At 55.1% G+C, this 12,520-nt stretch carries 9 protein-coding genes; 5 read left to right on the forward strand and 4 right to left on the reverse strand.

What is annotated here, in order from left to right:
• Window positions 1-11: 11 nt before the first annotated feature.
• Both AAC019_RS03425 and AAC019_RS03430 read right to left on the reverse strand, forming a co-directional pair.
• On the reverse strand, window positions 12-1,397 hold the full coding sequence (locus tag AAC019_RS03425; RefSeq protein WP_339897166.1) for a sigma-54 dependent transcriptional regulator: 1,386 nt from the start codon (window positions 1,395-1,397) through the stop codon (window positions 12-14).
• Entirely contained in the window at window positions 1,394-2,998 is a 1,605-nt protein-coding gene (locus tag AAC019_RS03430; RefSeq protein WP_339897167.1) for an ATP-binding protein, read from the reverse strand. Before AAC019_RS03430 ends, AAC019_RS03425 begins: the two co-directional genes overlap by 4 nt.
• A 148-nt stretch (window positions 2,999-3,146) precedes the next feature.
• Here AAC019_RS03430 and AAC019_RS03435 point away from each other — a divergent pair, with 148 nt between their 5' ends.
• Entirely contained in the window at window positions 3,147-4,775 is a 1,629-nt protein-coding gene (locus tag AAC019_RS03435; RefSeq protein ID WP_339897168.1) for an NAD+ synthase, read from the forward strand.
• An 87-nt stretch (window positions 4,776-4,862) separates the two neighbouring features.
• Here AAC019_RS03435 and AAC019_RS03440 read toward each other — a convergent pair whose 3' ends face one another.
• Entirely contained in the window at window positions 4,863-5,765 is a 903-nt protein-coding gene (locus AAC019_RS03440) for an outer membrane protein assembly factor BamD (RefSeq protein WP_339897169.1), read from the reverse strand.
• 273 nt (window positions 5,766-6,038) lie between these two features.
• Between AAC019_RS03440 and rluD the strand changes: the two genes are divergently transcribed.
• From rluD to AAC019_RS03460, 4 genes are all read left to right on the forward strand, one after another.
• Window positions 6,039-6,992 carry a 23S rRNA pseudouridine(1911/1915/1917) synthase RluD gene (gene rluD / locus AAC019_RS03445; RefSeq protein WP_339897170.1) on the forward strand — a complete coding sequence of 318 codons (954 nt, stop codon included), beginning with the start codon at window positions 6,039-6,041 and terminating at the stop codon, window positions 6,990-6,992.
• Window position 6,993: 1 nt separating this feature from the next.
• Window positions 6,994-7,755: a peptidoglycan editing factor PgeF gene (pgeF, locus tag AAC019_RS03450; RefSeq protein WP_339897171.1), complete on the forward strand. Its 762-nt coding sequence runs from the start codon at window positions 6,994-6,996 to the stop codon at window positions 7,753-7,755.
• Window positions 7,756-7,844: 89 nt separating this feature from the next.
• Window positions 7,845-8,903 carry a histidinol-phosphate transaminase gene (gene hisC, locus AAC019_RS03455; RefSeq protein WP_339897172.1) on the forward strand — a complete coding sequence of 353 codons (1,059 nt, stop codon included), beginning with the start codon at window positions 7,845-7,847 and terminating at the stop codon, window positions 8,901-8,903.
• A gap of 279 nt (window positions 8,904-9,182) precedes the next feature.
• The gene (locus tag AAC019_RS03460; RefSeq protein WP_339897173.1) at window positions 9,183-11,438 is read left to right on the forward strand and encodes an EAL domain-containing protein; all 2,256 of its coding nucleotides are present in this window, start codon (window positions 9,183-9,185) and stop codon (window positions 11,436-11,438) included.
• An 8-nt stretch (window positions 11,439-11,446) separates the two neighbouring features.
• On the opposite strand, the gene AAC019_RS03465 is transcribed toward AAC019_RS03460, so the two are convergent.
• Entirely contained in the window at window positions 11,447-12,517 is a 1,071-nt protein-coding gene (locus AAC019_RS03465) for a succinylglutamate desuccinylase/aspartoacylase family protein (RefSeq protein ID WP_339897174.1), read from the reverse strand.
• Window positions 12,518-12,520 lie beyond the last annotated feature (3 nt).

The following is a 12,520-nucleotide window of genomic DNA, read 5'->3' on the forward strand; positions in this document are numbered from 1 at the left end:
CTGCGTTCGGTTTACTCCCGATCCAGCCCCAGCTTTTGCAAGCGATAGCGCAATGACCTGAAGCTGACCCCGAGCTTTTTAGCGGTTTGGGTTTTATTCCAGCGGCAGGCTTCCAGTGCACCGCACAACACCTCCTTTTCAATTTCTTCTAAATACTCATCCAGTGAGTCGTGCTCCAGGCATCGCTGCAGGTGGTCGGGCTTGGCCTCCGGGCCTGAAGTATTGCTGTCTTGCCGTGGGCTGAGCGGGGCCGAGGCGGCTGGCAGTTGCAAGTCCAGTGCATCGATGGTGTCGCGCTCGCACAGGGTAAACGCCCGCTCTAAAATGTTTTCCAGCTCCCGAACATTGCCCGGAAAAGGGTAGTCCATCAGCGCTGTTAGGGCCTCTTCGGATAAGGTTGGGGCGTCGTGGCTGACCGAGTGAGCGATTTTTTTTAGCAGTCGCTTGGCGAGCAGCGGGATGTCTTCTTTGCGTTCGCGCAGCGCCGGTACCGCCAGCTGAATAACGTTTAAGCGGTAAAATAAATCCTGGCGAAACTTGCCCAGCACCACTTCTTGCTCAAGGCTTTTGTGAGTTGCGCACAGTATGCGCACATCGGTGGCAACCTCGGCGGCGGCCCCTACGGGCCGCACGGTTTTTTCTTGAATGGCCCGCAGTAATTTCACCTGCATGTCCAGCGGTAGGTCAGCCACTTCGTCAAAAAACAAAGTGCCTCCCTCAGCGGCTTTAAACAGCCCGGGTTTGTCCTGATGGGCGCCGGTAAAGCTGCCTTTCACATGACCAAACAATTCACTCTCAAGTAGCTCGCGCGGTATGGCACCGCAGTTTACGGCGATAAAAGGCGCCCCGGAGCGCGGCCCTAAATTGTGAATAGAGCGCGCGACCAGCTCTTTACCCGAGCCGGACTCCCCGCTGATATACACGGGTGCCTGCGAGCGGGCGAGCTTTTGAATGCTGGCGCTGAGCCGCGCAATGGTTGCAGATTCACCGGTTAAGAGCGCGCCTTTGTTGTCCGGCTCGCTGGGCAGCTCGCCCGATTGTATGGCGGTGTTGACCAGCTTGCGCAGGGTGCCCAGCTCGACGGGTTTGGAGATAAAGTCGAACGCACCGGCCTTCATGGATTCAATGGCGATATCGACATTACCATGGGCGGTAATTACCGCGACGGGCATGCGCGGCCTGTGTTGTTGTATATACTCAACAATATCTAAGCCATTGCCGTCGGGCAGCTTCATATCCGTTAAACAAAACGAAAACTCCCGTTTGGCCAGTAAGCTTTTGGCCTCGGAGATAGTGGCGACGCTCTGGGTATCAATTTGCATACGCCCCAGGGTGATTTCTAACAGTTCGCGAATATCGGGTTCGTCGTCGATAACGAGTGCGGTTTTGTCGGTCATTGTTGTGCCTTATCTGGGTGAGCCATTTGTAAACTAAAACAACTGGGGTTTTGCTCGTCGCACTGGTAGCTAAGAAAGGCTTGGTTGGCCTCACACAGCTCCTGACAAATAAATAACCCTAGCCCTGAGCCGGTGCTCTCGGTGGTAAAAAAGGGCTCAAAAATATGTTTTTGATTGGCCTGAGCGATTCCAGGTCCTTTGTCCACAACCTTTATGTAGGGCGACTGGCGCCCCGCCTCTATGCCTACAATAAGGGTAACCGGTTCGCTGCACTGTGTCGGCGTGTAGCGCAACGCGTTATCGATCAAATTGCTAAGAATTTGTTGTAAATGGCTCGGGTCGAACTTTGCGTACACCGGTATAGTATCAAACGTAAGGCCGATATCGATGCGTTGTTCGTGGTCGTACTCGTCGATAAATTGCCGGGCCCAGTGGGTTAGCTCAAGGGTGGTGGGCGTGGCGGTTTTGCGGCGTGACACCTGCAAAATGTTTTCAATAATTTGGTTTACGCGTTTGGTGTGATTGCTGATGATTTCGAGCAACCGCTGATCGGCCTCCGGGATGTTCGGCGACTCGCTCAGCAGTTGGTTGGCGTGGCTAATGGCGCCGAGCGGGTTGCGAATCTCGTGGGCAATACTGGCGGTAAGCCTACCGAGCGAGGCCAGTTTGAGTTGTTGTGCTTGTTGCACTATCGCCCGGTTATCCTCGATAAATGCGAGGGTATCTTCGGCCTTGCCAAGCTCAAGGTTGGCAAGGCTTATACGTAGCTCGTTGGTGGGGCCGTGGCGATTGTCGATGACCTCTGACCCCGCTACCTGGCCGGTGCGCCACTGTTGCAGTTGGTGGTTGAGCGTGGGGATTTGCTCGAGGGTTAAATTATTTGAGTTGACCTCGCCGAGGCCCAGCAGGGTTTGGGCGGCTTGGTTAATGAGCTCGATCTCATCATCTTTATTGAGTACGACAATGCCCGTACGCATGCGCTCGACGATGAGTCGGGCGAGTCGTTGCAGATGAGCGATATGTTGTGAGTGCGCCGCGAGCTTGTCGGTACTGGCGCGTATTTTTCGTGTCACATACTGAAACACCAAAGCGGTGATAAAAATCATCGCCCCCAGCGAGCCTGCAACGAACAGTGCTTTGGAATCTACCCCCGCGACCAGATGATGCACGATGCTCTCACCGATCAGGGCAATGGTGGCTAGCGCCGCCATAAACACCGCCATTTGTGCTGGCATCAGCATGCCGGCGGCCGCTACCGCGACAATTAACAAATACCCCAGGCCGCTGGTGGCCCCGCCACTGGCGTACATAATAAGCGTGATACCGATAATATCGCTGGCAATGGCAAAGAACCGCTGCTGCAGCGTCGGGGTGCGCCTATCACGCCATAATGCAAGCAGCGTAATGACGCTGACAATCGTGTAAGTCCAGGTGGTATAAACAAACAGTGATGCGCTCTCGCTGCCCAGCACGTTAGTAACCAGATCACTTTTGTAGATCAGCAGTAGCAGGCTGCCCAGTAATACGCGGTAGTAGGTGTATACCCGCAACAACTGGTAGGGATCGTAACTGGGGTCGATGGCGGTATCTATGGGTTTCATGGGTATTATTGTTGACCGTATGAGTGGCTCTGTTTGGGCAGCAGCCGGTTGTGGGTATTGTACAGTATTGGCCGGGCTTTGCTTAATAGGGGGCTTTGTCGGACAATATAGCGCCGCAAACTAGGGTAGGCCGCAAAGAGGGTAATGCATGAGTAAAGTCGTCGTCTGTATGGCGCAAATCAATACGCTGGTGGGAGATATTCCCGGCAATACTGAGTTGGTGTTGCAGCGGGCGCTGCGCGCGCTGGATGAGCATGGCGCCGATGCTGTGTTATTTCCCGAGCTAACCTTAACGGGCTACCCGCCAGAGGATTTACTCCTGCGGCCGTCACTGCAGCTGCGGGTCGATCGGGCACTCAATACCCTGATGGCGGCCGCGCTACCGGTGACCTTAATTGTGGGCTACCCGCGCGTGGTGGCCGGGCGCATTTTTAATATGGCGGGTGTGATTGCCGACGGTCAGTTAGTGGCCGAGTACGCTAAGCAGCATTTGCCTAACTATCAGGTGTTTGATGAGGTTCGGTATTTTGTCCCGGGTGATAAGGTCTGTGTTTTTGATTTAAAAGGTATCCCTACGGCACTGACTGTGTGTGAAGACATCTGGCAAAGTGAGCCCATGCTGCAAGCGCGGGAGGCGGGCGCTAAATTAATGTTAAACCTCAATGCCTCGCCGTTTCATCAGGGCAAGGCGCGCGAGCGCGAGCAGCTGCTGGAGCAGCGCAGTCGCGAGGGTAATATGCCCATTATTTACACCAATATGGTGGGCGGGCAAGATGAATTGGTGTTTGATGGTGGCTCCTTGGTCGTGAACCAAACCGGTAAGGTGTGCGCCCGCGCGCCGGCGTTTGAGCCGGCATTACTGCCTGTGAGCATCGTTCAGGGCGCCAGTGGCTTAGAGCTGTCGCAGCAATCGCTGGCTCCCGAACCCTCTAATTTGGCTGCTGTGTATCAGGCACTGGTGGTCGGATTGCGCGATTATGTGCAAAAAAACCGCTTTAAAGGCGTAGTGCTCGGTTTGTCGGGCGGTATAGATTCGGCGTTAACTCTGGCAATTGCGGTCGATGCGCTGGGTGCAGACAATGTTGAAGCGGTCATGATGCCATTTCGCTACACCTCAGATTTGAGCAAAACCGATGCCGCCGACCAGGCCGAGCGCATGGGGGTACGCTACCAATCAATCAGCATCGAGCCAATGTACGACGCCTTTATGGCGGCCCTCGCCGACGAGTTTGCCGGCACTGGCGTCGACACCACCGAGCAGAATTTACAGGCGCGTTGCCGCGGTGTGGTATTGATGGCGATCTCCAACAAAAAGGGATGCTTGGTGCTAACCACTGGCAATAAAAGTGAGTTGGCCGTGGGGTACTCGACCCTTTATGGTGATATGGCCGGTGGCTTTGATGCGCTTAAAGATGTGCCTAAAACCCTGGTGTTTAACTTGGCGAAGTTTCGCAACACGACAGGCGAGGTAATTCCCAATTCGGTTATCACCCGGCCGCCCTCGGCTGAGTTGGCGCCGGATCAAAAAGATGAAGACTCGTTGCCGCCCTACGATATTCTGGATGCCATACTGGCGTTATATGTTGAGCGCGATTACAGCGCCGATCAAATTGTTGCCGAGGGGTTTGCACGCGAGGACGTCACGCGGGTGGTGCGTTTGGTGGATATCAATGAATACAAACGGCGCCAGGCACCCATTGGGCCGCGTATTACCCAGCGCGGTTTTGGTCGCGACCGGCGTTATCCCATTACCTCGGGTTGGCAGGCGGGCGAATAGCGCCAGAGGCGGTATTTAAAAGCCCAAAAGGGCGGTGCCGTCAGACACCGCCCTTTTGGGTTTGTTGGGGCTATTGCTAATGTCGTGTTACTGGAGCGCGCGGGGCGCATCCTGATATTGCGGATCGTACACCCGGCGCGAGTCAAATCCGCGTGGGTCGCGCTTATCAAACAGGCCAAACGTGATGGTGCTGATCCAGGAGCGCTCGCCACTGACGTCGCCGTGCTGAAAATCAAACTCGCCGCTTTTGTTAAAGGCGGGGTGATCGGGGTAGTTTAAGCGCAGTACAGCCAGTGTCCGGTCGGACAACTCGTCCATCTCCAGCAGGTGGTAGCCTTGCACCATTACCGCCAGAGCGTCGGGCACGGCAGGTGTTTCCTGGTAGTTTTCCAGTACATATTTACCGCGGTTTACCGAGGCGAGATAGGCGCCGCGTTTAAAGTAGTAATTGGCGACGTGGATCTCGTACCGGGCGAGTCGGTTGCGCAGGTACAGCATGCGCTTTTTGGCGTCGGCCGCGTAGGGGCTATCCGGGTAGCGGTTAAGCAGCTGAGTAAAGTAGCTCAGGGATTCACGTGCGGCACCGGGGTCGCGCTGGGTTTGGTCAAGCGGGATGATTTGCGACAGAAAGCTCTCATCTTTACTGTAAGCGGCCAGCCCTTTCATGTAGTAGGCGTAATCGACGTTGCGATGTTGCGGGTGCAGGCGGATAAACCGGTCGGCGGCCGCGGTGGCCAGATCTGGCTCCCCGGAGCTGTAATAGGCGTAAATCAGCTCCAGTTGAGCTTGCTCGGCGTATTTACCAAAGGGGAAGTGCTCTTCCAGTAGCTGTAAAGAGCGGATTGCACTCTCCCAGCGCGAGCGCTCGAGTTGCTCCTGGGCCGACTCATACAGGTCAGACTCCGAGGTGAAGTCTTGCTGATTGTTGGATGAACACGCACTAAGCAGGGCAAAAGAAAGACCGGCAATTAAAAAAACTAGGGCTCGCATAGGGTTACAACTCATAATTCGTTATCATCGCAGCGCCAATGGGCACTAAGAGGGTGTGTTAAAACGTTTCGAGCAACGGCCGTACAGGAGAAAATCGGCAAAAAGACGTAGTTTATAATATAAGTTACGTCTTTGAGCGGGTTTTAGCCGTATCAGGCGCCGAGCCAGTCACTTTTATACAGTCTCCGAGCCCGCTATTTAAACACAGTCGAGGCCCAAGCCAAAGCAGGCTGGACTTCGATCAAATCCGTATCACTGAGAGCTAGGTTGCGAATGACCGAAACCATAGAACACAGCGCCACCGTACCGGCTGGCATGCACGGGCTGCGCTTAGACCAAGCCGCCACTACCTTGTTCCCGGATTATTCCCGGGCACGCCTGCAAAGCTGGGTTAAAGGCGGGCAGCTGACGGTCGATGGCGCCGAGGTTAGGCCGCGCCACAAACTACTGGGCGGTGAGCGAATCACCTTGCTGGCCGAGCTGACCCCCGAGGGGGAGTGGCGCCCGGAGGCCATTGATATTGATGTCGTCTACGAAGACGAGAGCTTAATGGTGATTAACAAGCCGGCCGGCATGGTGGTGCACCCGGCCGCCGGAAACTACACAGGTACTTTGGTCAATGCACTGCTGCACTATCGCCCGGCACAGGAGAACCTGCCACGGGCCGGCATTGTGCACCGGCTCGATAAAGACACCAGCGGCCTGATGGTGGTGGCTAAGACACTTGGCGCCCACGCTAATCTAGTCGCGCAGCTGCAGGCGCGCACCGTTAGCCGCGAGTACGAAGCGGTGGCCTGTGGCGATATGACAGGTGGCGGTAAAGTAGATGCGCCGATTAACCGTCATCCGCGGCTGCGCAAACAAATGGCGGTGGTTACCCATGGCGGTAAAGAGGCTGTGACTCACTACCGGCTATTGGCCCGGTTGGGGGGCTACACCCATTTGCGCTTGAAGCTCGAAACCGGTCGCACCCATCAAATTCGGGTACATATGGCGCATATTCGTCACCCCTTATTAGGGGACCCGGTGTACGGTAAGCGCCCTGGTAAGCTCCATACCCTAGCCCCTGAGCTGGCGGCAATGCTGCGGGACTTTCCCCGGCAGGCGCTGCATGCGGCGCAATTGGGGCTCGAGCACCCAGTGAGCGGTGAGTACATGCAGTGGCAGGCACCGCTGCCTGAGGATATGGCCCAACTGCTGCATGGGTTGCACCATCGAGGAGACTGATTTGCTGCCGGATCACTACATAACGCCCGACTGGCCCGCACCGGCAACGGTTAAGGCGGCCATTACCACCCGCGCCGGTGGACAAAGTACAGGCGGTTATAGCCTTTTTAATCTGGCCACTCATGTGGGGGATTCGTCAGAGGCGGTACTCGCCAATCGCCGGCAATTGTGCATTGAACTCGGTTTGAGCGTAGAGCCCCAGTGGCTTGAGCAGGTTCACGGCGTTAAAGTTGTCGAGGCTCAGGGCGATAACCGTGTACGCACGGCCGACGGAGCTTTTACGACCGCTCAGGGTTTGCCTTGTGCGGTGCTTACGGCCGACTGCCTGCCGATCTTATTGTGTGATCGCAGCGGTACCCAGGTGGCGGCGGTGCACGCCGGTTGGCGCTCGCTTGCGGGGGGGATTGTGCCTCGTGCTCTGGCCCGTTTTAAGGCCCCGTCCGGGCAACTTATGGCGTGGCTTGGGCCGGCTATATCGGTCAATCACTTTGAGGTCGGGGTGGATGTCATTGAGGCGTTTTTTGACTCGGCCACCAGTGTCTCTCATAGCGATGCCATTGCTGCGGCTATTCGCCCCGGTGGGCGGCCCATGCATTTTTACGCCGATCTCTATCAGTTGGCGCGTGCGGCTTTAGTTGAGTGTGGGGTTGCTGCGGTTTATGGCGGCGGCGAGTGCACTTACACGGATGCGGAGCGGTTTTACTCTTATCGCCGCGATGGTGCCGTGAGCGGCCGTATGGCCAGCTTAATCTGGTTGGCTTAGCGTCAGAGTGAGCCGCTGGGTTAATAATACTTCAAGAGTCGCCGTGGGTTGGCTCTGATATAATCGCGATTTTTGCGTGCGGAGCCACAATGTCTAAATTCTGGAGCAATGTCGTTCGTCAGATAGAACCCTATGTTCCCGGCGAACAGCCGAAAATTACGGGGCTTATCAAACTTAATACCAACGAGAGTCCTTACCCTCCCTCGCCAGAGGTTGCCAGGGCGATTGACTCGGACGAGATTGATTTACTGCGCTTGTACCCGGACCCAAACGCCACTGAGCTGACACAGGCGCTGGCCGATTACTACCAGCTCGACGCCGGACAGGTGTTTGTGGGTAACGGCTCTGATGAAGTGTTGGCGCAATCGTTTATGGCATTTTTTCAGGGGCGGGGAGAGCTGCTTTACCCGGACATTAGTTACAGCTTTTACCCTGTTTACTGCGAGCTGTTTGGGGTGCCGGCGACGACTATCCCATTGCGCGATGACTTTAGTTTGGCCCTGGATGATTATCAGGCCGATGCCGCGGGTATTATTTTTCCTAACCCCAACGCCCCCACGGGTATGGGCGTGGCGCTCGATCAAATTGAGGCGCTGCTGCGTGCCCGGCCCGACACTCTTGTGGTAGTGGATGAGGCTTATATCGATTTTGGTGGTCAAAGTGCCGCCAGTTTGGTGCCGCACTACGACAATTTACTGGTAGTACAGACTTTTTCTAAATCCCGGGCGTTGGCGGGTATGCGGGTTGGTTTTGCCTTGGGCCAGCGTGATCTTATCGAGGGGCTCGAGCGCGTTAAGAACTCGTTTAACTCTTACCCGTTGGATCGCTTGGCACAGCGGGCGGCGACAGCGGCATTAAAAGACGATGCTTACTTTAAAGAGTGTTGCGCCAAGGTGGTGGCAACGCGTGAACGTATGGCCGCGGCTCTGGGCCGGTGGGGCTTTAGCGTCCTGCCCTCGCAAGCTAATTTTATCTTTGCGAAGCCGCCTGCCGGTATCGATGCGGAGGCACTGGCTGCGCAACTGCGTGAGCACAAAATATTAGTGCGCTATTTTAAGCGTGACCGTATCAGCGATTATTTGCGTATTAGTGTGGGGACCGACGAACAAACGGACGCCTTGCTGCAGGTAGTGGAATCTTTGCTATAGATCGTTTACCAAAATGTGGCGCACGTAACCTGGCGTGCAAGGTGCTGCAAGGCACCGTAGCATCGTTTTACTTGCGCCGCTGACCGTATTCTAATAAATTGGAGTTATTAGAAGCCCCCAATTATCACAACTTATGAGTATAAAAGGGGCAAGTTCGGGGAGAGGCTAGGTTAACGGCTTAACCGGTTTTTCCACAGGGTGCGATGGCCTTTTTAGGGCGTGTGCGGTTTCCGCCGTGCGCTACGGCTATGTGAATCGTTATATCTCTTGTGGAGTGTTATGCAACACAAACTTAGTGCTGTTGAGCTGATCAGAAAGTATCAAACGCTCTTTAAGCGACTTAATCATAAGCAAATCGCTCAGCGTTTGGTGGGGCTTATTGCCGCGCGCCCCGGCATTGTGAGGGCGGCTCTGTTGCTTGATGCCGACGGCGAATTGCACGTCGACTCTGTGGCTTTGGCCGCTGGCGACAATACTCCCACCACTCACTCTATTAACACTCCTCTCGCGCAACTTAATAATTTCCCCTCAGACTTTATCGCTCATGGCTTTAGCCAATCGCAAAGCCAGTACATCACCATTGGTGAGGTGAGTTGTGTTTGTATTCCGGTAGAGGCAATCGATGCACCGGCCGCCGCTTTTTACCTTGAGTGTACCGGGGCGGAATCCCTGTTGCGCCAAAGTGTTGAGGCCTTAGAGCCGATTTGGTTGATTAGCTCACTGATGGTGCGGCAAATCGCCGATATGAGAACCCTGGCGTTACAATCGGAACGCAACAACGATACCGAGCGGGCACTGTGGGCCAGCGAAACCTACCTAAACGCGATTTTGCGCTATTCGCCGGCACTGATCGCGGTAAAAGATTTAAATGGCAACGTCGTCATGGCCAGCGAGCATTACAAACAGCTGGCCAACATCGGTGATGAGTCCCTCGTCGGTAAAAAAGCCCACGATATTTATCCCGCGCAACTGGTCGAGTCGCTAAAATCAGTAGAGGCTGCTGCGCTTGACCGTGGCCGTCCCTATGAAACCGAGGTCGACCTGCCGCACAAAGACGGCAGTATCCACACCTATCTGGTGGTGAAGTTTCCGCTCAGTGATCGCAGCGGCGAAGTGTTTGGTGTTTGCACCATTTGTACGGACGTGTCTGACAGAAAATTGGCTGAGAGTGCGCTTCGTGAGCAGCAGTCCCGACTGAATTACATGGCGTTTCACGACGCCTTGACGTCACTGCCAAACCGTTCGTTGTTTTATGATCGTATTTCTCACGGGGTGGCGCGCTCGGCGCGAGCCGGCAGTAAGCTGGCGTTAATGCTGCTGGATGTCGATCGCTTTAAAATCGTTAATGATAGCTTGGGGCATGACGCTGGCGATATCTTGCTGAAAACCGTCGCAAGCCGACTTAATGAAGGCGTGCGCGATATGGATACCGTGGCACGCTTGGGTGGCGATGAGTTTGTGGTGGTGCTCGAAGGCGTGCATGACATCGAAGATGTTCGATTTGTCGCCAACAAACTGTTGGTGCAGATCGCCCGTCCGATAGAGGTATCGGGCCACGAAATTTCTATAACGGCCAGTATTGGTATCAGTGTTTACCCGGATGACGGCGAGGCAACCGACGAGCTGCTAAAAAATGCCGATATCGCCATGTACAAAGCCAAAGAGGCAGGTAAAAATAATTGCCAGTTTTACGCTGCTGGAATGAGCGCCACGGCCGTTAATTATTTACTGCTAGAAAATGACTTGCGCCGTGGAATTGAGCAGGGGCAGTTAACCTTGCATTATCAACCACAAATTGACTTTAATACCGACCGGTTAACCGGGGTAGAGGCGTTAGTGAGATGGCAGCACCCGGACCGTGGCCTGGTGTCACCGGCCCATTTTATTCCGCTGGCCGAAGAGACGGGGTTGATTGTACCGCTGGGCGAGTGGGTGCTGCGAGCCGCCTGTTTACAACAAAAAGCATGGCTCGATGCCGGGCAGCATGTGCCAAAAATGGCCGTTAACTTGTCTACACGGCAATTTCGCCAACGTGATTTTCCCGGGAAGGTTGCCACCATCTTGCGTGAAACCGGGCTTCCGGCCGAATACCTGGAGCTGGAGATCACCGAAAGTTGCGCCATGGAGCACGCGGGCGAAACCATCAATCAACTCAATCAATTGCACCAAATGGGGCTGTCACTCTCGATTGATGATTTTGGCACAGGCTACTCATCGCTGGCTTATTTAAAACGCTTCCCAATTAATAAGCTCAAAATCGACAGCAGTTTTATCCACGATTTACCGCTGGACAGTAACGATGCTGCCATCGCCAAATCGATTATCGCGCTGGCCCACAATATGCAGCTAACCGTTGTGGCGGAAGGCGTGGAGCAGGTGGAGCAGGCTGATTGGTTAAGAGAGCAGGGCTGTGATCAGGCGCAAGGCTACTTTTACGCAAAACCAATGGCCTGTGAAAGCTTTGCCGAGCACTTTAACGCCAGTGGCGAGTTCTCGTTTAACGCCAATGTCGTAACGCTGCGAGGCTTGGCATAGCCCCTGTGTTAGTCTTCCAGTGAGTCGTCCTGACCAATAAAAAACGGCTCGTCGTCATCCCCGGCCGTGCCGAAGGTGTCGTGAAAACTGGCCACCTGGTCGGCGACCTGATGTATCTTTTTGCTGTAATTTGCCAAATGAAACAGCGCTTCGCCCTCGTGCACCAGGGGTAAGTTAGTTAAACCGATAACAATCGAGTCCGCGGGTGCGAGCACGGCCTTTTGCCCTAAACCTACCGGATCGGCAATATAGGCGAGCACGGTGCCTTTGGTTACCCGGGCCCCTAGCCGAACCATCGATCGCATCACGCCACTGTGCGGCGCTCGCACCCAGCGGCTGTCGTCGGCAATTGTGACGGCGGCGGGTTTAGCGGGCCGGCTTTTGCGCGGCAGCATATTCAGCTCGCGCATGATATTAATCACTCCTCGAGTACCGGCACGAATACTAAATTCGTCAAAGCGTAACGCCTCACCCGCCTCGTACAATAAAAATGGAATGTCTCTTTCGGCGGCAGCTTGGCGCAGTGAGCCCTCGCGCAACTGCGCATCCAGAATCACCGGCGAGCCAAACGCTAGCGCTAGCGCCTGAGTATCGGCCTGCGATAAGTCCGTACGTATTTGCGGCAGGTTAGAGCGGTGCCGGGCGCCAGTGTGTAAGTCGATGCAGTGACTGGCATGGCACAGAATCTCATCGATTAATGTGTAAGCCACACGGCCCGCTAAAGAGCCTTTTAGGCTGCCCGGAAAGCAGCGGTTTAGGTCGCGGCCGTCGGGTAGGTAGCGAGACTGATTAAGAAACCCGTGGACATTCACCACCGGAATCGCCAGCAACGTGCCGCGTAGCTTGCTGAGCTGTTTGCTGCCGATGACCTGGCGAATAATCTCAACCCCGTTGATCTCATCGCCGTGTACGGCGGCGGTAAGCAGTAAACAGGGGCCCGGCCGCTTGCCGTTGATCACATGAACCGTTAAACCTACATCGGTGTGGGTGTACATAGCCGCGAGCGGGATATCGATGCTTTTGGTCTGCCCCGGCAGGACCTGCTCACCGCCGATGGTGACCGTATGATTCAGCGCCATCTA

The organism is uncultured Gilvimarinus sp., from assembly GCF_963975215.1.
Lineage (GTDB): Bacteria > Pseudomonadota > Gammaproteobacteria > Pseudomonadales > Cellvibrionaceae > Gilvimarinus.